Source organism: Streptomyces sp. NPDC001339 (assembly GCF_042895955.1).
Taxonomy (GTDB): domain Bacteria; phylum Actinomycetota; class Actinomycetes; order Streptomycetales; family Streptomycetaceae; genus Streptomyces.
The window spans coordinates 101,132-125,864 of the sequence record NZ_JBIAWT010000009.1 but is presented as its reverse complement, the minus strand read 5'-3'; the positions used below and the strand labels follow the sequence as shown (position 1 = coordinate 125,864).

Genomic DNA, 24,733 nt, shown 5'->3' with positions numbered 1-24,733 from the left:
ACTCCCTTGCATGGGCTGACGTTTGCACCGTAAGCGCGCCCCGCTTACCGTGTCGGCTATGCCGTTTACCGCGTATACATCCCTCACCGCCTCCGCGCCCACCCCGTCGGCCGGCCGACGGGAGTGGACCGCCCTGGCCGTCCTCCTGCTGCCGTGCCTCCTCGTCTCGATGGACGTCTCGGTGCTCTATTTCGCGGTGCCGTTCCTCACCGCCGAACTGGAGCCCAGCAGCGTCCAGCAACTGTGGATCCTGGATATCTACGGCTTCGTTCTGGCCGGGCTGCTGATCACGATGGGTGCCCTGGGGGACCGCGTCGGGCGCCGTCGGCTGCTGCTGTCCGGCGCCTTCCTCTTCGGCCTCGCCTCCGTGCTCGCCGCCTACGCCCGGAGTGCCGAAATGCTCATCGCCGCCCGGGCGTTGCTCGGGGTCGGCGGCGCGACCCTGATGCCCTCCACGCTCGCACTGATCCGCAATCTCTTCCACGACGCCAAGCAGCGAGGCAAGGCGGTCGCGATCTGGTCGGCGGCGACGGTGGGCGGGATCGCGATCGGCCCGGTGCTCAGTGGGGTGCTGTTGGAGCACTTCTGGTGGGGCTCGGTCTTCCTGATCAACACGCCGGCGATGGTGCTGCTACTGGTCTGCGGGCCGCTGCTGCTGCCGGAGTTCAGGAATCCGGCGGCCGGCCGCTTCGATCTGCCCGGCTCGCTGCTGTCCCTGCTCACCATGCTGCCGCTCGTCTACGGCATCAAGGAGACCACCCGCGACGGCCTGTCCCCGCTGCCCGTCATCGCCCTGGCCGTCGGCTTGCTGGCCGGCGTGGCCTTCGTCCGTCGCCAGCGCACGGCCCGTCATCCCATGCTCGAACTGGACCTTTTCCGGCATCGTGGGTTCAGCGTCTCGGTGCTGATGAATCTGCTGGCGATGTTCGCCGTCGTCGGCTGCGCGGTGTTCTTCACGCAGTACCTGCAGACCGTACGGGGCATGAGCCCGCTGGAAGCGGCGCTCTGGAATCTGCTGCCGACGCTCGCGGTGGGGGGTATGGCACCGGTGGCCACCGCGCTTGCCCAGCGGATGGACCGGGCGTACGTCGTCACCCTGGGGTTCACCGTCGCGGCCGGCGGCTTCATCTGGCTGTCCTGGCTGGAGCCGGGCTCGACGCTCTGGTATGTCCTGGTCGCGTCGTCGGTCTACGCCTCGGGGCTGCTGATGGTGATGTCCCTGAGCAACGAACTCGCCATCGGCGTCGCACCGCCCGAACGGGCGGGATCCGCCTCGGCGGTCCTGGAATCCGGCACCGAACTGGGCGGCGCACTCGGCATGGCCATATTGGGCAGTGTCGGGGGCGCGGTCTACCGCGGCAGCATGGATGAGGCGTTGCCCGTCGGGCTTCCCTCGGGGGTGGCCGATGCGGCCCGTGAGACCCTGGCCGGCGCCGCCGCGGTGGCCGGCCGGCTCCCCGGGCGAGCTGGTGAGGAGCTGCTGACCGCTGCCAGGGCGGCCTTCACCGACGGGCTGCAGACGGCGGTGCTGGGTGCCGCGGGTGTGATGCTGGCCGCCGCGGTGCTGGCGGTGACGCTTCTACGAGGTCTGCGCACCAAGGGAATTGACGGCGGCGCGAGGGCAGGCGCCAAGGCGGGTGCGAAGGCGGCCATGGAGGCAGCCGCTGAGAGGGGTGCGGAGGCGGCAGCCGCTGAGTGGGGCGCGGAGGCGGCAGCCGCCAAACCTGCCAACTGAAGCCGCATGAAGCCGAACTGGCCGGTACGGGTCCGCTTCAGCCGGACCCGGACGCCGGCGCGAACCTGGGCCTGGAACGGGACCCGGACGTGCGCCCCGACCAGGCTTGGACCCCGACCCAGGCCCAGGCCCAGACCCGGACCCCGACCCCGGCCCGGACCCGGATCGGCTCACTCGGGCGTGATGCCCAGCATCCGCTGCAGCAGTTGCTTGAGCAGTGTGCGCTCGGCGCTTGTCAGCTCGCCGAGGGGTTCGCGGGCGAAGTGCAGCGACATGCGCAGCGCCTCGGCCGTACGTGCGCCCTCGGCCGTCGGGGCGGCGAGCTTGATGCGGCGGTCGGCCGGATCGGGCCGGCGCTCGACCAGCCCACGGGATTCCAGGCGGTCCACGATGCCGGTGATGTTCGACGGCTCGCACTTCAGGCGCTCGGCGATCTTGCGCATGGGCAGCGGCTCGACCGAGAGCAGGCTGAGCAGCCGGGCCTGTGCGCCGGTGAGGGAGTGCTCGGCGGCGGCGTGCTCGTACTCCTCGTAGTAGCGGGTGACGACGGTGCCGATGAGATCGACGATCTCGGCCGTCAAGGAGTCTGCGCGCGGTGTCATACACAGCAGGATAACCAAAAGCTTGACAACATGAAATATCGAGGAGCATCATTGTTTCAGCACCTGAAGCATTAGGAAGGACCGACCTCATGTCCGCACTGCCCACGACCAGCCGTGAATGGCACCTCGTCGCCCGCCCGCACGGCTGGCCCACTCCGGAAGACTTCGCGCTGCGCGAGGCGGCGGTGCCCGAGCTCGCCGAGGGCCAGTTCCTCGTCCGCAACCTGCACTTCTCGGTCGACCCGTACATGCGCAACCGCATGAACGACGTGAAGTCCTACATCCCGCCCTTCCAGCTGGACCACCCGATGGACGGTGGCGCGGTCGGTGAGGTCATCGCCTCGCGTACCGATTCCTTCGCCGTCGGTGACCACGTGCTGCACCGCCTCGGCTGGCGTGAGTACGCGGTCCTGGATGCCGAGCGGGCCACCAAGGTCGACCCGTCCCTCGCTCCGCTCACCGCCTACCTCGGCGTACTGGGCATGCCCGGCCTGACCGCGTATGCGGGCCTGCTGAGGGTGGCGTCCTTCAAGGAAGGCGACACGGTCTTCGTGTCCGGCGCGGCCGGTGCGGTGGGCAGCGAGGTCGGTCAGATCGCCAAGCTCAAGGGCGCCTCCCGGGTCATCGGCTCGGCCGGCTCCGACGAGAAGGTCAAGCTCCTGGTCGAGGAGTACGGCTTCGACGCGGCCTTCAACTACAAGAACGGCGACGTCGCCCGGCAGCTCAAGGAGGCGGCCCCCGACGGCATCGACGTCTACTTCGACAACGTCGGTGGCGACCACCTCGAGGCCGCCATCTCCAGCCTCAACGTCCATGGCCGCGTCGCCGTGTGCGGCATGATCTCGATGTACAACGCCACGGAGCCCAGCCCCGCCCCGCGTAATCTCGCCATGGTGATCGGTAAGCGTCTCCGCCTCCAGGGCCTCGTGGTCACGGACCATGCCGATCTGCAGTCGCAGTTCGTCGAAGAGGTCTCCGCCTGGATCCGCTCCGGCGAACTCAAGTACAGCGAGACCAAGATGTCCGGCATCGAGAGCGCCGTGGACGCCTTCCTCGGCATGCTCCGCGGCGAGAACACCGGAAAGATGATCGTGAGCCTGGAGCACTGACGGGCTCGGAGCACTGACAGGCTCGGAGCGCTGACAGGCAGGGGCCGTATCCCGTCATGGGGTGCGGCCTCTGGTGCGCGTGAGTGGGGGGGCGCCGGGGAGGGCCGGCTTGGGATGTTCTCCGTGTTCTCCGTGTTCTCGGTGTTCTCGGTGTCTCGGCGGTCTTGGTGGTGGCTTCGGCGCGGTCGGCACCCTCAATGTGATGCGGGCCACCTTCACGGCATCTTGACGCACCTGCCGTGTAATCGATTTCGTAACCCCTGCGCATCACATAAGAAAACGATTACAGCGCGACCGGACGGGGAGTCGTCCCGACCCTGGGGCGGTGCCCGGTCGCACGGACGGAACGGCAGCGGCGCCATGGCAAACATCAAGGATGTGGCAGAGCGGGCAGGGGTCTCCGTCGCCACCGTCTCCCGCGTGCTCAACGGCCGCAGCCCGGTCGCCGAGACCCGTGAGCGGGTGCTCGCCGCCGTACGGGAGCTGGGCTACCGTCCCAACAACGTGGCGCGCGCACTGCGCACCGCGCGCACCGGCGCGCTCGGCCTGATCATCAGCGATCTCACCAACCCGTTCTTCACCGAGCTGGCCGACGCGGTCGAGGACGCGGCCCGCGGTCTCGGTTACAGCTTGGTCATCGGTAACGCCGGCGAGTGCCCCGAGCAGCAGGACGACTACATCCGCACGCTGCTCGACCGCCGGATCGACGGCCTGCTGGTGAGCTCGGCCGGTACCGGTTCGCCGATGCTCAGCGAGGTCGCCGCCTCCGGCACCCCACTGGTCCTGCTGGACCGCACAGTGCCCGGCGTCGACGCGCCCTGTGTCCGCACCGATGGCCGCGCCGCGCTCACCGAACTCGCCGCCCGGCTGGCCGCGCTCGGCCGCCGTCGGCCCGCGATCATCGTCGCCCCGGCCGGCACCCCCACCGGCGACGAGCGCCTCGACGTCTTCCGAACGGCGCTGGCCGCCCATGGCCTCACCCTCCCAGATGAGCGCGTCGGTGCCACCCTCGACCTCCAGCCCACCGGCGGCCGCCGGGTGATGAGCGATTTCCTCGATCTGCCCGAGCCGCCGGACGCGGTGCTGGCCACCGACAACCTGATGGCGCTCGGCGCGCTGGACGAGCTCCGCGCCCGCGGGCTGCGGGTCCCCGACGACATGGCGCTGGTGGTCTACGACGACGTGGCGTGGTTCGCGCACACCGATCCGCCGCTGACCGCCATCGCCCAGCCCACCCGCGAACTGGGCCGGGCCGCCGTGCGCACTCTGCTGGAACGGATCGAGGGCCGGCCCGCGGAGTCCGTGCTGTTGCCCGCCCGGCTCGTCACCCGCCGTTCGTGCGGCGGACAGGGACTCCCTGAAGCATCTCCGACTCCCTGAGGTGCCCCCGTCCAGTGCGCCCGGGCCCGGCACCGGACAGCCCATCAAAGGCAAGCGAAGGAGGCCAGTCCAAGCAGGAGGCCAGTCGAAGCACGCCAGTCCAAGAACGGCAGTTGAAGTACGGCAGACCCAGAACGGCAGTTGAAGAACGGCACCTTGACCAGAGCTTGAGCAGAGTGCAGAGAGCAGAGAAGAGAGGGGCAGCGTATGACCGGCGTCAACGGCGACGTACCGGGCGGCCGCGAACTGCTGCGTGTGGAGGGCGTGACGAAGTCGTTCCCGGGCGTCCGCGCCCTGGACGGTGTGGACCTCAGCCTGCGCACCGGCGAAGTGCATGTCCTGCTCGGCGAGAACGGTGCGGGCAAGAGCACCCTGATCAAGATGCTCTCCGGTGCGCATCGCCCGGACTCGGGACGGATCCTTGTGGCGGGCGGACGGCCCGGTTCCGGCAGTGGCCCGCAACGGCTCGATTCCGGCACTGGCCCGCAACAGCCCGGTTCCGGCAGTGGCCTGCACGAGGTGAACATCCGCGCCGCGCAGGACGCCGAGCGCCTTGGCATCGCTACCATCTACCAGGAGTTCAACCTCGTCCCGCGGCTGACCGTCGCGGAGAACATCTTCCTGGGCCGTCAGCCGCGCACCGCGCTCGGCCTGATCGACAAGAAGACGATGCGGGCACGGGCCGCCGAACTGCTCAGGCGGGTACGCCTCGATGTCTCCCCTGACATGCCGGTGGCCGACCTGGGCATCGCCCACCTCCAGATGGTCGAGATCGCCAAGGCGCTGAGCCTGCGGGCACGCGTCCTGATCATGGACGAGCCGACCGCGGTGCTCACCTCCGAGGAGGTCGAGACGCTCTTCGCGATCGTCCGCGAGCTGCGCGACGCCGGTGTCGGCATCATCTTCATCACCCACCACCTGGAGGAGATCGGCGCGCTCGGCGACCGGGTCACGGTTCTGCGCGACGGCCGTTCCGTCGCCGAGGTGCCCGCCGGCACCGACGAGGACGAGCTGATCCGCCTCATGGTCGGCCGGGACATCGCCGAGCAGTACCCCCGGAAACGGCCCGACGGTCCTGGCGCTCCCCGGGCGGCACCACTGCTGCGGGTCCGTGGTCTGACCCGTAACGGCGCGACGACGGCCGGGCCGGTCTTCGAAGGCATCGACTTCGAGGTACGGGCCGGTGAGGTGGTGGGGCTGGCCGGACTGGTCGGCGCGGGTCGCACCGAGGTTGCCCGGGCCGTCTTCGGGGTGGACCGTTATGACGCCGGTACGGTCGAGATCGACGGCCAGGAACTGGTCCGTGGTGATGTGCGTGCCGCGATGCGAGCCGGTCTCGGGCTCGTACCGGAGGACCGCAAAGGCCAGGGGCTTGTCCTGGACGCGTCCCTCCAGGACAACCTCACCCTCGCCCGACTCGACCGTGACATCCGCGGCGGGCTGGTGGACCGGCGTGCTCAGCGCCGCCGGGCGGCCGCCGTCGCCGAGCAGTTGAAGGTGCGGATGAGCGGTCTGGCGCAGCACGCCCGGACGCTCTCCGGCGGCAATCAGCAGAAGATCGTCATCGGCAAGTGGCTGCTGGCGGACACCAGACTGCTGATCCTCGACGAGCCCACGCGGGGTATCGATGTCGCCGCCAAGGTCGAGATCTACCAGCTCATCAACGAGCTGACGGCATCCGGCCGGGCGGTGCTGATGATCTCCAGCGATCTGCCCGAGGTGCTGGGCATGAGCGACCGGGTGCTGGTGATGTCCCAGGGCCGGCTGACCGGCGAGCTGTCGGCCGAAGAGGCCACCCAGGACGCGGTGATGGAGCTGGCGCTCCGGTCTCCGGGCGGTACGACCGAGGGTGGCGACACCTACGAGAGCGCGAGGGAGGGCTCCGATGTCCGGTGAGACGACTGGGACGACTGGGACGGATGAGATAGGTAGGGCACGTGGGATGTCCGCCAGGGGGAAGACGGGAGCGGCCGCCGAGTCGGCGGGGTGGCCTGCGGACCGGGAGGGGCAGACGGACAGGGAAGGGTCGGCGGACAGGGAAGGGTCGGCGGACAGGGAAGGGCCGGCGGCGTGGTTCTCCCGGGCGGTCCTGAGGAACGGTCCGCTCGGCGGCCTGATCGCTCTGGTCGTGGTGATGGCGGTGCTGTCCGCGGACTTCCTCAACGGACAGAACCTCCTCAACATCGGTGTGCAGGCGTCGGTCACCGCGATCCTCGCCTTCGGCGTCACCTTTGTGATCGTCTCGGCCGGGATCGACCTGTCGGTCGGCTCGGTCGCCGCCCTCTCCGCCACTGTGGCCGCTTGGGCGGCCACCGGCGAGGGCCTGCCGGTATGGGTGGCGGTGCTGCTCGGCCTCGCGGTCGGGGTGGCGGCCGGTCTGGTCTCCGGAGCGCTGGTCGCCTACGGCAAACTGCCTGCCTTCATCGCCACGTTGGCGATGCTCTCGGTCGGCCGCGGTCTTGCCCTGGTCATCTCCGGCGGCTCGCCGATCGCCTTCCCGGGCGCGGTCAGCCGTCTCGGTGACACCCTCGGCGGCTGGCTGCCGGTGCCGGTCCTCGTCATGATCGCAATGGGCCTGATCGCCGCGCTGATCCTGGCCCGTACGTACACCGGACGCGCGATGTTCGCGATCGGCGGCAACGAGGAGGCGGCGCGGCTCTCCGGCATCGACGTCAAACGCCGCAAGCTGGTCGTCTACGCGCTGTCCGGCCTGTTCGCCGCGGTCGCGGGCATGGTGCTCGCTGCCCGGCTCACCTCCGCCCAGCCGCAGGCGGCCGTCGGCTACGAACTGGATGCGATCGCCGCCGTGGTGATCGGCGGGGCCAGCCTCTCCGGCGGCTCCGGCAAGGCATCCGGCACCCTGATCGGCGCGCTGATCCTCGCTGTGCTACGCAACGGCCTCAACCTGCTGAGCGTCTCGGCGTTCTGGCAGCAGGTGGCCACGGGGCTGGTCATCGCGCTGGCGGTGCTCCTGGACACGCTGCGGCGCCGGAGTGCCCGATGAGCGCCCGGGGGAGGACGGGCGCCGGTACGAGCATGGGGCCCAGTACGAGCCAGGGCGCCGATACGAGGACCGGTACCGATGCGACGACGGGCGCGGGGACGAGGACGGGCGCCGATACGACGACGGGTGCCGGAGCAGGGAGCGGCACTCCCATCAAGGCCACTAACCCCACCAGGTCCACTACCCCCACCAGAGTCATCATCCCCACCAGGGGCACCACCCCCACCAGGGCCATCGCCCTTATCAGGGCGGCCACTTGGCGCAGGACGGCGGCCCGGCTCAGGGTGTCACTGGCGGCCGGGCTGGCCGCGACCGTTGCGCTCGTCCTGGTCGGCTGCGACCGCGGCGGCCACACCGACCTGGGCCTGGCGCTCTCCACGATGAACAACCCGTTCTTCGTCGGCATCAAGAAGGGCGCCCAGGCCGAGGCGGACGCCCGCGGGCTGCACATCAACATCACGGATGCGCAGAACGACCCCACCCAGCAGATCAATCAGATGGAGACGTTCACCAGCCAGAACGTCAAGGCCGCCATCATCAACCCCGTCGACTCCGACGCCGCCGCCCCGGCCGTCGGTGTCGCCAACCGGGCGAACGTACCGGTCATCTCCCTCGACCGTGGTGTCAACGGCGGCACGGTCGGCTCGGCCGTCGCCTCCGACAATGTCGCGGGCGGGCGGCTGGCCGCGAAGACGCTTGCCGAATCTCTCGGCGGCAAGGGCAAGGTGGCTTTCCTGGAGGGGCAGCCCGGCACCTCCGCGGCCCGCGAACGCGGCCAGGGCTTCGAAGCGGGCATCAAGAAGTACCCCGGTATCCAGGTCGTCGCCCGCCAGCCCGCCGACTTCGACCGCACCAAGGGCATGGACGTGATGACCAACATGCTGCAGGCGCACCGCGATGTCGCCGGGGTGTTCGCCGCCAACGACGAGATGGCGCTCGGCGCCGCCAAGGCGTTGGGCGGACGCTCGGGCAAGGACGTCAAGGTGGTGGCTTTCGACGGCACACCGGACGGCATCACGGCCGTCCGGGCCGGCACACTCACCGCGACCGTCGCCCAGCAGCCGGAACTCCTCGGCAAGCTGGCCGTGGAGTGGGCGCTGAAGGCCGCCCACGGTGAGAAGCTGCCGCAGCAGGTCAAGGCGCCGGTGGTGCTGGTGACGGCGGAGAACGCCGCCCAGTTCGACGGCGGATGACAAGCACAAACAACAAGAACAACGACAACAGCAACAGCGACAACAGCGGCAACAGCAACAGCAACAGCAACAACAGCGACAGCGACAGCGACAACAACGACAAGAGCGGCGCAGCAACACCGAGCGCGCCGCACGGAATGGGAGAACGGCGCATGTATGACGTCCTGGTGGTCGGCTCGGCCAACGCGGACCTGACGGTACGGGTCGAGCGGCGGCCCGGCGCGGGGGAGACCGTGCTCGGCACGGACCTGGTCGAGTCGGCCGGCGGGAAGGGCGCCAACCAGGCGGCTGCCGCGGCCCGGATCGGCGGGCGCACCGCACTGCTGGCGCGAGTCGGCGGCGACGCGTATGGCGAACTTCTGCTGCACGCCCAGCGCGAGGCGGGCACCGACGTCACACCGGTCATCGTGGACGAGGCCGCCCGCACCGGCACCGCGATGATCATCGTGGACCCGGACGGGGACAACAGCATCGTGGTCTCGCCCGGCGCCAACGCCGCCCTCACCCCGGAGGACGTGGCCGCGGCGAAGGACACCATCGCCGCCTCCTCGGTGGTCTCCCTCCAGCTGGAGATCCCCATGGAGTCCGTACGGGCCGCCGCGGCGGCTGCCGAGGAGGCCGGCACCCGGGTCGTCCTCAACCCCTCCCCGGCCCCCGCGACGGCGCTGGCACCCGAACTTCTCGCGGTGGCCGACCCGCTGGTCGTCAACGAGCACGAGGCACGGCAGCTCTCCGGCCGGGCCGACGGTACGCCCGCCGAGTGGGCGCAGGCGCTGCGCGACCATGGCGCTCGCTCCGTGGTCGTCACCCTTGGCGGGGACGGCGCGCTGGTCCTGGACGCCTCCGGGGCCGTGGAGATCCCCGGCGTACGGGTCAAGGCCGTCGACACCACCGGCGCCGGCGATGCCTTCACCGGGGCCCTCGCCACCTGCCTGGCCCGCGGCGACGCCCTCCCCGCAGCGGCCCGCTTCGCCGTACGCGTCGGCGCCGCCGCCGTCACCAAGCCGGGTGCCCAGCCGTCCTACCCCACCCGCGCCGAACTGGAGCTACTGACCCCAGAGGCACCCCAGTCCTGACCCCAGAGACGCCCCAGTCCTGACCCCCGGCCCTCCCCCCCCCGGAAGGCCGGGCGCATCCCACGTCAGCGGTCCGCCGCCACCTCCTTCGGGCCGTACAGTGCGTGATCCGCGCCGGTCTCCAGCGCCCAGTAGCGGTCGCCGTAGGACCAGTGCCACCACTCGGTCGGGTAGTTGACCAGCCCGGCGGTCCGGAGGGCGGAGCTGAGGATCCGGCGGTGGCGGCGGGCGGCGGGCGTCAGGTTCGGAGCGGAGGTGTAGCAGGCGCCGTCGCTCTCCTCGGGGGAGGCATTGATCGGCGTTCCCATGTCGACATATCCGCCGTCCGTCGTGACGAGGGTGAGGTCCACGGCGCCGCCCGCGCTGTGCGGAGCGATCTCGGGTGGTGACACATAGCGGCTGGCGTCCTGATGGATCCGCGCCGCGTCCCGGTCGGGGAACGTGGCGCGCAACTCGTCCGCGTACCCCTCGAAGTAACGGCGCTGGAGGGCCGGCGGGCGGTAGCCCTCGACGATCTGCAGCCGCAGCCCGTCCGGCAGGGACTCCTGCGCGGCCAGCAGCCGCCGCAGTACCCCCTCCCGCAGATGGGCGAAGGCACCCCGCTCGTCGTTCCGGTCCTCGGCCACCAGCAGCCCGGGCGCCGCCGTGCGGATGTCGACCAGCGGTTCGTCGCACTCCTTGACCGGTATCGCCGCCACCGCCGGGTCCGCCATCAGCGTGATCCGGTCCCGGACGTCGCTCAGTATCAGCTCGGCGCCGCCCTCCGGGAGCGACGCGGCGTCGACGGCGCTCGCCACCCGCTCGCCGCTGGGCAGCCACGCACCGCTCAGGCCGCAGCCATATTCGGCGCCGCCTTCGCCCACGCCGTTGGCGAGCACCACATGGAGCCCGTGCTCCCGCGCCAGCTCCGCATACCGCTCCACCCGATCCGGTTCGTCGTGGAAGGCGCTGGAGAGGTACACCCGACAGCCGTCGGCCGCGGCCCGGGCCGGCACATCAGGGAAGCTGCTGTCGCGGCAGGTGGCCAGCGCGAACCGGATCCCGCCCAGGGTGAAGCGGCCGTCGGAGCCACGCGGCGCGAAGACCTTGCCCTCCTCCTCGGACACATGGATCTTGTCGTAGCGGGTCAGCAGGGCACCGTCCGGCCCGTAGACGAACGTGGCGATGGCCGGCCTGGTCCCGCCGTCGGTGGCGCGGCCCGCCGTGTTCACGACCGCCGCGACCCCGGCCGTCCGGCACGCCTCCCGTACGGGCGCCAGCCGGGCATCGTCGGGCAGCACCGACAGCCCGGCCGGATCGGCCGCTATCAGGTCCAGGTCGTAGTGCGTCAGCGCGAGTTCGGAGAAGACCACCAGCCCCGCGCCGCGCCCGGCGGCCTCGGTGACGAGGCCGGCCATCCGCGCGGCGTTGGCGGCGATATCGCCCGGTACGCAGGTGAACTGTCCGGCAGCAATGATCATTCACCCATGATGCACCTGTTGTCCGAGGCGCGGGCGGGCCTGTGGACAACTTCCGGCGACGCCCGACTCCGGCCCTATCCGCGGGGCTTTGGTGATGCCGTTGCCGACGCCGCCTCCGACGACACCTCCGACGCCGCCACCGTCACGATCGCCCGCACCTGTCCGCTGATCGCCACGCGGTTCCGTACGAAGGCCGGGTCGGTGATCCGGCCGTCCTCCGGGTCGGTGTTGCTGGGGCCGAACTCCAGCACCGGAGTGTGCAGATGGCCACCCGGCAGCGAGGGCCGCCGTACCGCGTCCCGGAGGAGGGTCGCCCGGTAGGCGATCTCATTGGACAGATAGTCCCCGCCGCCCCCGGCGCGGGCCGTGGAACCCGGAGTCGGCCCGTCCGCCCGCTCGACCGGCTCGGCGCCACCCGCCGGGATCTCCGTGACCGTGGTGTCGTCGACGACCGGATACGGCCCGGTGCGGGCAGCCGTGATCCGTGCGTACGGCAGGGTGGTGGTCGTCCACTGCGGCTGCGGAGTCACCGTCGGCACTCCCGCCGGAATCGGCACGGTTTCGGTGCGGGACTCCCTGGCGTTGTCCGGATAGCCGCCCCGCCAGGCCCCATTGGTCCGCTCGACATCGAACTGCCCGGGGCGCCCCTGGCTGATCGTCGTGAACAGGTCCACCTGCCGCGGCCCGCGCCGGACGTGCGGCAGCAGCGTGCGCTCCACGGTGCCGTCGGCGAAATCCGCCCACCGTACGGGGAAGACCGCGGCCTCGATCCGCGCGGGCCGGCCCGAGGCGGTACGCACCATCGTCCCGTCCAGTGCGAGCGCCGCCGCGCCCGAGGGGTTGCTCCGCCGTGGATCGGCGTCCAGCTGGAACGGGTCGAAGCCGGTCACCACGATCCGCAGCACACGTTTGCCGGCCGGCAGCTCGATCGAGTCCTGGCCCCGTGAACCACGCTCCAGCTTTCCCAGGAGCGTGTTGCGCCGGTCAGCGGTCAGGCGGAAGTCCGGCCGCCACTGCCGCAGTTCTTTGGTCATCCCCAGCCGCGCCCAGTACAGCGGCCGGTCGTCGTCCCGGCTCAGGTCGCCGCCGTCCGGCCCCCGTCCCTGTGCCCGGTCCACGGCCCGTCGCCACAGCGCCCGGCCCTGGCTCTCGACGTACCGTCCGGCCTCCGGATACGAGGTCACCCGCGCCAGGCCCTGTCTGAACTCCCGTGCCCAGCCGTCGAATCCGCTCCGCCGGAGAATCTCCCGCGGCGCGGTCTGCGACAGCCGCGCCTCCTCCACGGTCCCCGCCGTGCCGTCCGGTGTTCCCGCCGCGGTGGCCGGGGAGGCCGTCGACAGGGACAGCGGGAGAGCGGCAGCCAGGGCGAGACCGAACGCGACCGGCTTGGTAGCTATATGTGTCATGGTGGCGAGTAAAGCGGCCCACCCGGCAGGACGGTAGAGGGGTGAGCCACTTGCCGGGGCACCTGCCTGGGTCGCTTGCCCGGATACCCCTGTTCCTCGGGAATCACCGGCACGCCCCGCACGCCTCAGGAGGGCATCACGCGCACATCGCCTCCGCTCGTCCGGGCGGTCACCTTGTGCGCGGACCGCGGGTCCGTCGGTACGGAGACCTTGCTGGTGCCGCCGCTCGTCCCGGCATCCACGTCGTAGCTGCCCTTCGGAAGGCGGACGGTGACGTTGCCTCCGCTGGTCCGCGCCGCGAAGTCGTCCGGTGCCTCGGAGAACGTGATGTCCACATCCCCGCCGCTGGTCCGCACCTTCCCCTTACGGGCCGTGGAGTCGGCGACGGTGATGTCACCACCGCTGGTCTCCGCGTCGATCCGGCCGGCGGTCCCACGGACGGTGATGTCCCCGCCGCTGGTGCGCAGTTCGACCGAGGCGTCCCGGGGCAGCAGCACCCGGTAGTCCACCTCGCACTTGCGCCCCATACCGCAGTCCTCCGCCTTCAGCGCCAGTCGGCCGTTCTTGACCTCGTGCGACGGTGTGGGCTTCCGGTCGTTGTAGCGGTACTTCTCCGTCACCTTCACCGAGCCGCCCGCATCGACCGGCACCACCTCGATGTCGCCGCCGTGCGTGGTGGCCGCGAGCGCGCTGACCTTCCCGTCCACGGTGTACGTACGCTCCGCCTCCTTCGTCGGGCCGTAACCCGACAGCGAGCAGCCGGTGAGCAACGCGGTCAGCGCCGCACAGGGCAGAACGAGGTGGGAAGCGCGGAGGCGGGCCATGGTCAGGTACTCCCGAAGCAGGACTGTGAATGAAACGGTGGACGAAAGCGGTGAACGAAAGCGGTGAACGAAAGCGGTGAACGAAAGCGGTGAACGAAATCGGAACGGACCGAACCGATCACAGATCATTTTCGGCCCTCACGGCTCCGCCGTCGTCGCCGCAGGGTATGAGTTCCCCGTCACCGCACGGTATGACGCCCCCTAAGGGTTGCCGCGCTCCGCCCGGGCGATGCCCTCCGCCAGGTCGTAGGGGGAATCCCCGGTGAGGACCCGATGGGGAGGGACTGCCGCGCAGTTCCTCGGGGACAACACACCACGCTGTACCCCCTTGTGCCCCCTTGTCGACGTGCCCTACGACCCCTTACGGGTGATCGTCCGGAACGCCAGCTCCGCCAGCTGCTGCTGGCCGCCGGTGCCCGGGTGGAACCAGTCCCAGGTGCTCAGCTGCCGGCCGGTGAAGCGGTAGTCGAAGACCGATCCGTCGAACCGGCACAGCGGATCCTTGCCGCACACCTCCGCCAGCGCCGTGTTGTACGCCATCACCCGCTCGCGCACCGCCGTCCGCCGGTCCTGTGCCGCCTTCGTCAGATCGTCCGGATCGCTCAGCATCGACCCGCAGACGCCCAGCTTCCAGACCTCCTTGCCGAGTGGGTTCTTGCGCCCCTCGGACCACAGACGCAGCAGGTCGGGCACCGCCGCGACATAGACCTGGGTGCGCGGCAGGGCGCGCCGCAGTTCCTTCAGGGACCGTGCGAAGTCGGTGCGGAAGGCGGCCGCCGGAGTCATCGCCCCCACGGTGCGCCGGCAGGCGTCGTTGGCGCCGATCAGGACCGTGACCAGCTCGGGCTTCCGCGCGGCGGCCGCGGAGACCTGACCGGGCAGGTCGCTCATCAGCGCGCCGGTTCTGGCGAAGTTCCAGCTGTGCGTGGCGGGGCGGTCGAGCAGCCGCCGGGCGAGGCTGTTGACCTTGGGGTCGGTACCGGTGGCCCAGGAGACCTCGGGGCAGTCGGCGAGCACCGTACAGGCGTCGAAGCCGACAGTGATCGAATCGCCGAGTGCCGCGATCGAGCCGGGGTCGGTGCGCCAGACGGCCGCCGGTTTGGCCTGACGTCCGGCGGACGCGCCGGGGTTCGGGCCGGATGCGCCGTCGGCACCACAGGCGGTGAGGGCGATCAGCAGGGCGGCAACGGCGGTGACGGAGCGTGAGATGCGGTGGCCGAAGCGGCGGCGCGGGGCGCGAAAGGGGCGGTTGATCTGTGTCATCCCCTGTCCCCTCCGGCGTGCGAGTGATATCTCTTCAGGTACCGACGGTACGTCACCCTCGCCATCGGCGCCGCGCGATAGCTTTGCCCCGTGCCTGCCGGGCGGTGACCCACAGGGCATGTGCCGTCGGCACGGACACATGGCACCACGTCATTTCCTGTCCCTTTTGCGGCAAATTCCGTCTGATGGTGTTTACTGTAGGTCACCTCGCATGCTGGTGCCGAAGTGATCACTGGGGCAGAATGAGACCTGTCCCGACCGCAACCGGAACGGGCACGAGGCCGCTGGGGAAGGCGAACCTCGAACCGCACTGGAGGTCCCGGTGACGACACGTGGAGTTCTGTACGTCCACTCCGCTCCGCGCGCGCTGTGCCCGCATGTCGAATGGGCCGTGGCGGGCGTCCTCGGTGTGCGCGTCAATCTCGACTGGATCCGGCAGCCGGCGGCTCCGGGCACCTGGAGAGCCGAGTTCTCCTGGCAGGGCGAGGCCGGTACGGCCTCCAAGCTGGCCTCCGCACTGCGCGGCTGGCATCTGCTCCGCTTCGAGGTGACCGCGGAACCGTGCGCCGCCGCGGAGGGCGAGCGCTACAGCGCCACCCCCGATCTGGGCATCTTCCACGCCGTCACGGGCATCCACGGCGACATCCTGATCCCGGAGGACCGGCTGCGTGCCGCCCTCGCCCGCTCCGCGCGCGGTGAGACCGAGCTGGCCGCCGAGGTCGCCAAACTGCTCGGCAAGCCCTGGGACGACGAACTCGAGCCGTTCCGCTACGCCGGCGAGGGCGCCCCGGTGCGCTGGCTCCACCAGGTCGTATGAGGGGCTGGGCGCCCGTGCGCCGGCTCCACCAGGTGGTCGTCTGATACCGCACGGGGCCAACCGTTGATACCGCACGGGACAACCGTCCCGGAACAGCACGAGGGCCCGTCCGGTGACCAGCACCGGACGGGCCCTCAGCGCAGATGTCAGACCGTACGGAAGGCGAGCACGACGTTGTGGCCGCCGAAGCCGAACGAGTCGTTCAGCGCGGCGATCGTGCCCTCGGCCGGCAGCTGTCGGGGCTCGTCGCGGACGATGTCCGCGTCCACCTCCGGGTCGAGGTTCTCGATGTTGATCGTCGGCGGGGCAACACGGTGGTGCAGCGCCAGGACCGTGGCCACCGTCTCGATTCCGCCCGCACCGCCCAGCAGATGGCCGGTCATGGACTTCGTGGCGGAGATCGCCATGTGGTTGACGTCGTCGCCGAAGACCTTGCGCAGCGCCTTCAGCTCGGCCAGGTCGCCCTGCGGCGTCGAGGTGGCGTGCGCGTTGACGTGCACGATGTCGGACGGCTTCAGGCCGGTGCCGTCCAGGAGGTTCTGCAGCGCGTGCGCGATACCGGACGGCTCGGGGGCGACGATGTCGTGGCTGTCGGAGGAGAGGCCCTGGCCGATGGCCTCGGCGTAGACCTTCGCGCCGCGCTTGGCGGCGTGTTCGGCCGACTCCAGGACGATGACGCCGGCGCCCTCGCCGAGGACGAAGCCGTTGCGGTCGACGTCGAAGGGGCGCGAGGCGCCCTGCGGGTCGTCGTTGTTCTTCGACATCGCCATCATGTTGCCGAACGCGGCGATCGGCAGCGGGTGGATCGCCGCCTCCGTACCGCCGGCGACCACCACGTCCGCCCGGCCGCTGCGGATCATCTCGATCGCGTAGCCGATGGCCTCGGAACCGGAGGCGCAGGCGCTGACCGGGGTGTGCACACCGGCGCGGGCGCAGAGCTCCAGACCCACGTTCGCGGACGGGCTGTTGGGCATCAGCATGGGCACGGTGTGCGGGGAGACGCGGCGGGCGCCCTTCTCCCGCAGGTTGTCGTACTGGCTGAGCAGGGTCGTCACACCACCGATGCCGGAGGCGATGACCGCGCCCAGACGCTCGGGGACCACAGTGGGGTCCTCGCCGGCCTTCGCGGTGAAGCCGGCGTCGGCCCACGCCTCACGGGCCGCGAGCAGCGCGAACTGCGCCGAGCGGTCCAGCTTGCGGGCCAGCGGCCGGGGCAGGACCTCGGTCGGGTCGACGGCCGCCTGGGCGGCGATACGGACAGGCAGCTCGGCAGCCCAGTCCTGGGTGAGGGCGCTGACACCGGAGCGTCCGGCGAGCAGGGCCTCCCAGGTCGAAGCGCTGTCGCCACCCAGCGGTGTGGTTGCGCCGATACCGGTGACGACCACGGTGCGATTGGTCGCGTTCACGGGAATTCTTACTCCACGGGTAGAGGGGTCTGAATCGACGGCGCCACCGCGGGGTGGCGACATGCGCAGAGCCGGATCAGCTCTGGTGCTCGAGGATGTACTTGGTCGCGTCGCCGACCGTCTTGAGGTTCTTGACGTCGTCGTCCGGGATCTTCACGCTGAAGCGCTCTTCGGCGGCGACGACGACCTCGACCATGGACAGCGAGTCGACGTCCAGGTCGTCGGTGAAGGACTTGTCCACCTTGACGTCCTCGGTGGGGATCCCGGCGATCTCGTTCACGATCTCGGCGAGACCGGCGACGATCTCTTCCTGAGTGGCGGCCATGATGGCGCTCCTTCGGTCTTTTCTAGGGGAAACTGCGTTACTTGGGGTGAGGTCCGTGCGGTGGCCGGCACATCCGAGGACGTCCGGTGCTGCGTAGATCTTGCCCTAGGGGAGGGTAACGACCGTCGCGGCGTAGACGAGACCCGCCCCGAAGCCGATGACCAGCGCGGTGTCACCGCTCTTGGCCCGTCCGGTCGCCAGCAGCCGCTCCATGGCGAGCGGAATGGAGGCGGCCGAGGTGTTGCCGGTGGTCTCCACGTCGCGGGCGACCGTCACGCTCTCCGGCAGCTTCAGAGTCTTCACCATCGAGTCGATGATCCGCATATTGGCCTGGTGCGGAATGAAGACGTCCAGGTCGTCCGGGCTGACTCCGGCCACGTCCAGCGCCTGCTGGGCGACCTTCGCCATCTCGAACACCGCCCACCGGAAGACCGCCTGGCCCTCCTGAGTGATGGCGGGGTACCGGATCTCCTCCGGAGCCGGGCGGCTTTCGGGGCCGTCGCCTCCGGGGAGCGGGGTGGAGCGGTAGACGTCCCAGCCGAGGGTCTGCATGATCGTCTCGGACTTGTCGCCCTCCGAGCCCCACACGGTCGGGCCGATCGCCGGCTCCTTGGCCGGGCCGACGATCACCGCGCCGGCACCGTCACCGAAGAGGAAGGCCGTCGCACGGTCCTCCAGGTCGGTCAGGTCCGACAGCCGCTCGACGCCGATGACCAGGACGTGCTCCGCGCTGCCCTCGGTCACCAGGCCCTTGGCCAGGGTCAGTCCGTAGCCGAAGCCCGCGCAGCCCGCCGAGATGTCGAACGCGGCCGGCTTGCCGGCACCGATACGGTGCGCGATCTCGGTCGCGATGGCCGGGGTCTGCTTGAAGTGCGAGACGGTGGAGACGATCACCGCGCCGATCTGCTCGGGCGTGATCCCGGCGTCCGCGATCGCCTTGCCGGACGCCTCGATCGCCATCGTCGCGACGGTCTCCTCGGGGCCCGCCCAGTGACGGGTCGAGATGCCGGACCGCGAACGGATCCACTCGTCGGACGAGTCGATGTGCTTGAGGATCTCCTCGTTGGGCACCACACGGGTCGGACGGTAGCCGCCGACGCCCATGATCCGCGCGTACGGGGCGCCCTTCGAGGGCTTGATCTTCGAGGTCATGCGCTTGCGACTCCTATTCGGCCGGTGCGGAGCCCGCAGCGGCATCGGCTGACGCCGTCTCGGCGATCAGGGCGCGGGCCGCGTCGAGGTCGTCCGGCGTCTTGAGGGCGAGGGTCTGCACGCCGGGCAGTGCGCGCTTGGCCAGGCCGGTGAGCGTGCCGCCCGGAGCGGCCTCGACGAGCGCGGTGACGCCGAGCTCCTTGAACGTCTCCATGCACAGGTCCCAGCGCACCGGGTTGGCCACCTGGCCGACCAGCCGCCGCACCAGTTCCTGCCCGGAGGAGACCAGCCGGCCGTCCTTGTTGGAGACGTATCGGGTGTGCGGATCGGCGACCGACAGCTGGGTGGTCGCGGATTCCAGGGCCGAGACGGCGGGTGCCATGTGGTGAGTATGGAACGCGCCCGCCACCTTCAGCGGTACGACCCGGCGCGTGCCCTCCGGCTTGTTCTCGACCAGCGCGGCGATCTGTTCGACGGTGCCCGCGGCGACGATCTGGCCGGCGCCGTTGACGTTCGCCGGGGTCAGGCCCAGCCCCTCCAGATGCGGGATGACGACATCCGCGTCGCCGCCCAGCAGCGCGGCCATACCGGTCTCGGTGACCGCGGCGGCCTCGGCCATCGCCAGGCCACGGCGGCGCACCAGCCGCATCGCGGCCTCGTCGGAGAGGGTGCCGGTCAGTGCGGCGGCGGCCAGCTCACCGACGCTGTGGCCGGCCGCGGCGCCGACCTGTGCGGCGACGTCGTCGTCCGTCGCGAACAGCTGGCGGCTGGAGATCAGCGCGGACGCCACCAGCAGCGGCTGGGCCACCGCGGTGTCGCGGATCTCCTCTTCCGTCGCCTTCGTGCCGTAGTGGACGAGGTCCAGGTCGATGGCGTCCGACCAGGCACGGAGCCGGTCCTCGACACCGGGGAGGTCGAGCCAGGGGGTCAGGAAGCCGGGCGTCTGAGCGCCTTGGCCGGGAGCGACGAGTACGAGCACCCTCACACTCTCTCTTGTGGGTGGTTCCGCCCGCCCGTGGGGACAGGGACGAAGAACCGTCGGGGGAATTGTTGGTCTCCGACAAAAGTCTAGGGATGGCTGTCTCCAGCGGCCAGGCGCCCCAGAATCAGTGCGATACGCAGGGTGAACGCCGAGCGCACATCGGACGGTGACCACCCGGTGACGTCCGTCACACGTCGGAGCCGATAGCGCACGGTGTTGGGGTGGACGAACAGCATCCGGGCGGCGCCCTCCAGGCTGCTCGCCTGCTCCAGATAGACGCTCAGCGTCTCCAGGAGAGCCGACCCCGCCTCCTCCAGCGGTCTGTAGATCTCCTCCACCAGCTGCTCGCGGGCGACCGGGTCCGAGGCCATCGCGCGCTCCGGCAGCAGATCGTCCGCGAGCACCGGCCGGGGGGCGTCCGGCCAGGCGGCACACGCCCGCAGCCCGGCCGCTGCGGCCTGTGCGGAGCGGGTCGCCGCCAGCAGATCGGAGACGACCGGGCCGGCCACCACGGGACCGGCGGCGAACGGGCCGATCAGCGCCTTCGCGGCCTTGAGCGGATTGTCCGAACCGCCCGCGATCACCACCAGGCGGGAGCCCAGCACACCGGTCAGCACCTGGAGCTTGGCGTGCCGGGCGGCCCGCCGGATCGCCTCCACGGTCAGCTCGCTGTCCCCGTCCGGCGCGGTGCCGAGCACCACACACACATGCTCCGGCGAGTTCCAGCCCAGCGCCGCGGCGCGGGAGACCGCGCCCTCGTCCGCCTCCCCGGACAGCACCGCGTTGACCACCAGCGACTCCAGCCGGGCGTCCCACGCCCCGCGCGCCTCGGCGGCCTGTGCGTACACCTGGGCGGTCGCGAAGGCGATCTCGCGCGCATAGACCAGCAGCGCCTCGCGTAGTACCGACTCATCGCCCGGGGCGGCCACGTCGTCGATCGCCGCCTCCATGACCTCGATGGTCGTACGGACCATCTCCACGGTCTGGCGCAGGGTGATCGCCCGGGTCAGCTCGCGCGGTGCGGTGCCGAAGACATCGGTACTGATCGCCTGCGGGGTCTCCGGATGCCGGAACCACTCGGTGAAGGCGGCGATCCCGGCCTGTGCCACCAGGCCGATCCAGGAACGGTTCTCCGGTGGCATCGCGCGGTACCACGGCAGCGTGGCGTCCATACGGGCGATGGCCGCGGCGGCCAGCTTGCCGGACGAATTCTCCAGGCGCCGGAGAGTCGCGGAGTGCGGGTGCGCGTCGCGCGATGAGGGTTCAGACACGGGTCAAGCCTGCACTATCGGGGCGGGGAGGTGAGGGGGCGGGGCTACCGTGGGCCCATGATTCAGGTGCGCAGGGCCGAGGAACGCTATCGGGGTGGCGATCCGGACGCCGGGATCGAGTCACGGCACGCATTCTCCTTCGGGCCCCACTTCGACCCGGACAATCTGCGCTTCGGTGCGTTGATCGCCTGCAACGAGGAGCGGCTGGCGGCCGGCGCCGGCTTCGACGAGCATCCGCACCGCGACACCGAGATCGTGACCTGGGTGATCGAGGGCGAACTGACCCACCGCGACACGGCCGGCCACGAGACCACGGTACGCCCCGGCGATCTCCAGCGGCTCAGCTCGGCCGGCGGCGTACGGCATGTGGAGCGCAACGCGGGCCCCGCGCCGCTGCGCTTCGTCCAGATGTGGCTGGCACCCCGCTCGTGTCACCTCGGCGGTGAGCCGTCGTACGAGGTGGTGCGCGGGATCGCCGACGGTACCCCGTACGCGGTCCCGGCGGCCGGCGCCCTGCTCCACGTGCGTCGCCTGGCCGACGGCGACCGCACCGCCGTCCCGGCCGCGGCACGCGTTTACGTGCAGGTGGCGCGCGGCGCGGTACGGCTCGGTGACGAGCGCCTGGAGGCGGGTGACGCGGCGCGGATCACCGACGGGAAGGACCTCGAACTGCGGGGGCTGGCGGCGGCGTCGGAGTGCCTGGTGTGGGAGATGGGCACGGAGCCGGAGCCTGAGCCGGGCCCGGCTCAGGCCTGAGCCGACTGCCTGCGCAGGATGTTCAGTTGCCTGTGCAGGTTGTTCAGGCCGGTCGGGTCGTTCAGGCCGGTCGGGTCGTTCAGGCCGGTCGTGCCAGTTCGTCCAGCACCGCGTCGGTCAGCTTCGGCCAGGCCTCGATCGCCCACGGTCCGAAGTCCCGGTCGGTCAGCGCCACACAGGCCGCCCGGGCGTCCGGGTCCACCCACAGGAACGTCCCGGACTGTCCGAAGTGCCCGAAGGTGCGGGGCGAGGAACCGGAGCCCGTCCAGTGCGGCGACTTGCCATCGCGGATCTCGAAGCCGAGCCCCCAGTCGCTGGGCTTCTGGTGGCCGTAGCCCGGCAGTACACCGGTCAGACCGGGGAAGACCACCTGGGTCGCCGCCGCCAGCGTCTGCGGTGCGAGCAGCCGTGGCGCCTGCAGCTCGGCCGCGAAGCGGACCAGGTCGGCGACCGTGGAGACGCCGTCCTTGGCGGGCGAGCCGGGCAGCTCGGTGGCGTGCATTCCGAGCGGTGCCAGCACCGCCTCGTGCAGGTACTGCGGGAAGGGGATGTCGGTCGCCTTGGCGATATGGTCGCCCAGCGCCTCGAATCCGGCGTTGGAGTAGATCCGGCGGGTGCCCGGTTCGGCCATCGTCCGCCGCTCGTCGAAGGCCAGCCCCGAGGTGTGCGCGAGCAGATGGCGCACCGTGGACCCCTCGGGCCCGGCCGGCTCGTCCAGCTCGATCGCGCCTTCCTCGACGGCCAGCAGCGCGGCATACGCGGCCAGTGGCTTGGTCACCGACGCCAGCGGGAACCGGTGGTCCAGGGGCCCGTACGATCCGGCCACCACCCCGTCGGCGCGTATGACGGCGGCCGCGGCGGTGGGCACCGGCCAGTTCTCGATCATCCGGAGGCTCTGCATGCCCCGAGCCTAACGTTGCCGGACTTCCTCAAGATTCGGTCAAGTCTGCTCGTGATCACCGCTTGCTTGGAGTGCGCTCTAAGTCTCTAGCGTTGACGACGTTGAAGGACAGCCGGGGGCAGCCGACGGACAGTCGAGGGGCATCCGGCGCGAGGGCCGGGAAACGTCCGGCGTAACAGGTCCAACAGGTGTAACAGGGGAGACAGGGCATGACGGTCACGCAGCACGAACCGGTGACGAGCGGTGCGGCCGTGGCCGCCGAACCGCCGGTGGCAGCCGAACCGCCGGTGCGCCATTGCGGTGCCGCGCCGGTCCACCCACGCCCGGTCGGCCGCGACCGGTACACCATCAGCGAGGTCGCGGCGCACACCGGCCTCAGCGCGCACACCCTGCGCTGGTACGAGCGGATAGGCCTGATGCCCCATGTGGACCGTACGCACACCGGGCAGCGCCGCTTCACCAACCGCGATCTGGACTGGCTGAGCCTGGTCACCAAGCTGCGGCTGACCGGAATGCCGGTCGCGGACATGGTCCGCTACGCCGAGCTGGTGCGGCAGGGGGAGAGCACCTTCGCCGAGCGGGAGCGCCTGCTGACCGCGCACCGTGAAGATGTACGGCAGCGGATGGCCGAGCTCCGGACCACGCTGGAGGTGCTCGACCACAAGATCGGAATCTACGCCGACGCCTGCCGGGCATCCGAGAAGGTCTGATCAGAGGCACACCCCTAGCTAGCCAGTCCCACCTAGGCCAGTCCCAGTGCGAAGAGCGCGAAGCAGGCGGCCAGGACGGCCGCGAGCGCGCGCCGAGCCCGGGGGACCCCGGTCCAGGGTGCCTCGAAGCGGCGCGCGGTACGGCTGATCAGGAGGAGGGCGACGGCGAACAGCGGCAGCCAGGCGAGCCGGGCCGCGAGCCAGCCGAGCGTGACCGGTGCGGCGGTCAGCCCGGCCACCGGACCCAGGAACGACGCCGGCACGGCCGCCGCCAGCATCGCCGTCTGGTGCCAGCACAGGGTCGTCATCGCCGAAAGGTTGATGATCACGACCGGCGCCCACAGCCCGGGCCGGCGCAGGTACCGCGCGAGCCGGTCACGGAGCAGGACCGCGGCGCCGGACTGCGCCGCGGCCAGCGCCGGCACCAGCAGCGACGGCGGATGGGAGTTCGTACGGTCCTGGCCGGGGACGCCGACCATGCTCGCCGGGTAGTGGAAGAACACCAGCAGCGCCGCGAACAGCGCGGTCCCACCGAGCAGTAGCACCCAGGCCGCGCGCCGGCCGAGCCGTCGCTCGCCCCAGGAGACCCCGAGCTGATACCCGAACATCCAGCCGGGGAGCAGGTTCAGCAGGCTCAGCCAGGACGGCATGGCGTCGGAGAACGGTCCGTAACGCAGAAAGTCCACCACCGCCACGACCGCCAGCAGCGGTGCCGCGGCCCAGGCGCCCCACCACCGTGCCGCACGGAGGCAGTACGGCGTGAGTGCGGTGATCCCCGCGTACACCCCGACGAACCACAGCGGCTGGATCACCAGCGTCGCCCCGGTTCGCAGCGTCGCCTCCGGTACCCCCAGGCCGTGCAACAGGGGGAGCAGCACCGCCCATACGGCCGTCACGCCGAGCACCGGCCGCCCCAGCCGGACCAGTCGGCCGCGCAGCCAGCCACCGGTGGAACTGCCCCGTTCGAGGGCGCGCCGGTAGGACAGCACCGATGCGTAGCCGCCCACCAGGAAGAAGATGCCGAGCAGCTGTAACACCCAACTGGCGGGTGAGAGAAGGCCGATGGAGGTCAGCAGACTGGCGTTGTGCAGTGCGCCGCCGGCGTCGAGGGTGAACCCGCCGATCAGCCAGTGACCGGTGGGCACGGCGAGCAGAGCCAGGGCGCGCAGCCCGTCGATCGCCCGGTCGCGGTCCGCGGGGGTGCGGTTCTCCAGGGTGTGGGCGGTCTTCCGGGCTCTGTCTCTGAGCGGCGCGAGGAGTGCGGTGTCCATGAGGCGTCCTTGAGTTCGTGGAACCAGTGGAGGTGAGTTCGTGGAACCAGCGGATTGCGTCGAACCGGTGGGGGCGGAGCGCCGGGGCGG

Annotated in this window: 20 protein-coding genes and 1 pseudogene; 9 read left to right on the top strand and 12 right to left on the bottom strand. The window is 70.8% G+C overall.

Annotated features, from left to right (window positions below; all coding sequences use genetic code 11):
• Positions 1–58: 58 nt before the first annotated feature.
• A complete protein-coding gene (locus ACFY12_RS26095) occupies positions 59–1,735 on the top strand; it encodes an MFS transporter (RefSeq protein WP_390718333.1) in 1,677 nt (558 codons plus the stop codon).
• A 170-nt stretch (positions 1,736–1,905) separates the two neighbouring features.
• On the opposite strand, the gene ACFY12_RS26090 is transcribed toward ACFY12_RS26095, so the two are convergent.
• Positions 1,906–2,337, bottom strand: a complete 432-nt coding sequence (locus tag ACFY12_RS26090) for a MarR family winged helix-turn-helix transcriptional regulator (protein WP_390718332.1) — start codon at positions 2,335–2,337, stop codon at positions 1,906–1,908.
• 89 nt (positions 2,338–2,426) lie between these two features.
• On the opposite strand from ACFY12_RS26090, the gene ACFY12_RS26085 reads away from it, so the two are divergent.
• The 5 genes and pseudogenes from ACFY12_RS26085 to rbsK all read left to right on the top strand — a co-directional run bounded on the left by ACFY12_RS26085 (position 2,427) and on the right by rbsK (position 10,099).
• The gene (locus ACFY12_RS26085) at positions 2,427–3,446 is read left to right on the top strand and encodes an NADP-dependent oxidoreductase (RefSeq protein ID WP_390718331.1); all 1,020 of its coding nucleotides are present in this window, start codon (positions 2,427–2,429) and stop codon (positions 3,444–3,446) included.
• A gap of 360 nt (positions 3,447–3,806) precedes the next feature.
• Positions 3,807–4,826 (top strand): LacI family DNA-binding transcriptional regulator, encoded by a 1,020-nt coding sequence (locus ACFY12_RS26080; RefSeq protein ID WP_390718330.1) that lies wholly within the window; start codon positions 3,807–3,809, stop codon positions 4,824–4,826.
• A 207-nt stretch (positions 4,827–5,033) separates the two neighbouring features.
• On the top strand, positions 5,034–6,722 hold the full coding sequence (locus ACFY12_RS26075; protein WP_390718329.1) for a sugar ABC transporter ATP-binding protein: 1,689 nt from the start codon (positions 5,034–5,036) through the stop codon (positions 6,720–6,722).
• Between the two features lie 193 nt (positions 6,723–6,915).
• Positions 6,916–9,023: pseudogene (locus tag ACFY12_RS26070) on the top strand (substrate-binding domain-containing protein).
• A gap of 152 nt (positions 9,024–9,175) precedes the next feature.
• On the top strand, positions 9,176–10,099 hold the full coding sequence (gene rbsK, locus ACFY12_RS26065; RefSeq protein WP_390718515.1) for a ribokinase: 924 nt from the start codon (positions 9,176–9,178) through the stop codon (positions 10,097–10,099).
• A 65-nt stretch (positions 10,100–10,164) separates the two neighbouring features.
• Here rbsK and ACFY12_RS26060 read toward each other — a convergent pair whose 3' ends face one another.
• The 4 genes from ACFY12_RS26060 to ACFY12_RS26045 all read right to left on the bottom strand — a co-directional run bounded on the left by ACFY12_RS26060 (position 10,165) and on the right by ACFY12_RS26045 (position 15,052).
• A complete protein-coding gene (locus ACFY12_RS26060; RefSeq protein ID WP_390718328.1) occupies positions 10,165–11,559 on the bottom strand; it encodes a nitrilase-related carbon-nitrogen hydrolase in 1,395 nt (464 codons plus the stop codon).
• Between the two features lie 74 nt (positions 11,560–11,633).
• Positions 11,634–12,965: a pyroglutamyl peptidase gene (locus ACFY12_RS26055; RefSeq protein WP_390718327.1), complete on the bottom strand. Its 1,332-nt coding sequence runs from the start codon at positions 12,963–12,965 to the stop codon at positions 11,634–11,636.
• A gap of 125 nt (positions 12,966–13,090) precedes the next feature.
• Positions 13,091–13,789, bottom strand: coding sequence for a DUF4097 family beta strand repeat-containing protein (locus tag ACFY12_RS26050; RefSeq protein WP_390718326.1), 699 nt, complete (start codon positions 13,787–13,789; stop codon positions 13,091–13,093).
• Positions 13,790–14,140: 351 nt separating this feature from the next.
• The gene (locus tag ACFY12_RS26045; RefSeq protein WP_390718325.1) at positions 14,141–15,052 is read right to left on the bottom strand and encodes an SGNH/GDSL hydrolase family protein; all 912 of its coding nucleotides are present in this window, start codon (positions 15,050–15,052) and stop codon (positions 14,141–14,143) included.
• Between the two features lie 322 nt (positions 15,053–15,374).
• Here ACFY12_RS26045 and ACFY12_RS26040 point away from each other — a divergent pair, with 322 nt between their 5' ends.
• Positions 15,375–15,869 (top strand): DUF3145 domain-containing protein, encoded by a 495-nt coding sequence (locus ACFY12_RS26040; protein ID WP_390718324.1) that lies wholly within the window; start codon positions 15,375–15,377, stop codon positions 15,867–15,869.
• 146 nt (positions 15,870–16,015) lie between these two features.
• Here the strand turns inward: ACFY12_RS26040 and ACFY12_RS26035 are convergent, their stop codons facing one another.
• The 5 genes from ACFY12_RS26035 to ACFY12_RS26015 all read right to left on the bottom strand — a co-directional run bounded on the left by ACFY12_RS26035 (position 16,016) and on the right by ACFY12_RS26015 (position 21,005).
• Positions 16,016–17,275 carry a beta-ketoacyl-[acyl-carrier-protein] synthase family protein gene (locus ACFY12_RS26035; protein ID WP_390718323.1) on the bottom strand — a complete coding sequence of 420 codons (1,260 nt, stop codon included), beginning with the start codon at positions 17,273–17,275 and terminating at the stop codon, positions 16,016–16,018.
• Between the two features lie 76 nt (positions 17,276–17,351).
• Entirely contained in the window at positions 17,352–17,600 is a 249-nt protein-coding gene (locus ACFY12_RS26030) for an acyl carrier protein (RefSeq protein WP_390718322.1), read from the bottom strand.
• A gap of 105 nt (positions 17,601–17,705) precedes the next feature.
• Positions 17,706–18,752 (bottom strand): ketoacyl-ACP synthase III, encoded by a 1,047-nt coding sequence (locus ACFY12_RS26025; protein WP_390718321.1) that lies wholly within the window; start codon positions 18,750–18,752, stop codon positions 17,706–17,708.
• A 13-nt stretch (positions 18,753–18,765) separates the two neighbouring features.
• Positions 18,766–19,731 (bottom strand): ACP S-malonyltransferase, encoded by a 966-nt coding sequence (locus ACFY12_RS26020; protein ID WP_390718320.1) that lies wholly within the window; start codon positions 19,729–19,731, stop codon positions 18,766–18,768.
• 89 nt (positions 19,732–19,820) lie between these two features.
• The gene (locus ACFY12_RS26015) at positions 19,821–21,005 is read right to left on the bottom strand and encodes a PucR family transcriptional regulator (protein WP_390718319.1); all 1,185 of its coding nucleotides are present in this window, start codon (positions 21,003–21,005) and stop codon (positions 19,821–19,823) included.
• A 57-nt stretch (positions 21,006–21,062) separates the two neighbouring features.
• Here ACFY12_RS26015 and ACFY12_RS26010 point away from each other — a divergent pair, with 57 nt between their 5' ends.
• The gene (locus ACFY12_RS26010; protein WP_390718318.1) at positions 21,063–21,761 is read left to right on the top strand and encodes a pirin family protein; all 699 of its coding nucleotides are present in this window, start codon (positions 21,063–21,065) and stop codon (positions 21,759–21,761) included.
• A 79-nt stretch (positions 21,762–21,840) separates the two neighbouring features.
• On the opposite strand, the gene ACFY12_RS26005 is transcribed toward ACFY12_RS26010, so the two are convergent.
• Positions 21,841–22,662: a serine hydrolase domain-containing protein gene (locus tag ACFY12_RS26005; RefSeq protein ID WP_390718317.1), complete on the bottom strand. Its 822-nt coding sequence runs from the start codon at positions 22,660–22,662 to the stop codon at positions 21,841–21,843.
• Between the two features lie 209 nt (positions 22,663–22,871).
• Here ACFY12_RS26005 and ACFY12_RS26000 point away from each other — a divergent pair, with 209 nt between their 5' ends.
• Positions 22,872–23,372, top strand: a complete 501-nt coding sequence (locus tag ACFY12_RS26000) for a MerR family transcriptional regulator (RefSeq protein WP_390718316.1) — start codon at positions 22,872–22,874, stop codon at positions 23,370–23,372.
• Between the two features lie 32 nt (positions 23,373–23,404).
• Here ACFY12_RS26000 and ACFY12_RS25995 read toward each other — a convergent pair whose 3' ends face one another.
• A complete protein-coding gene (locus tag ACFY12_RS25995; RefSeq protein ID WP_390718315.1) occupies positions 23,405–24,643 on the bottom strand; it encodes an acyltransferase in 1,239 nt (412 codons plus the stop codon).
• Between the last annotated feature and the right edge of the window lie 90 nt (positions 24,644–24,733).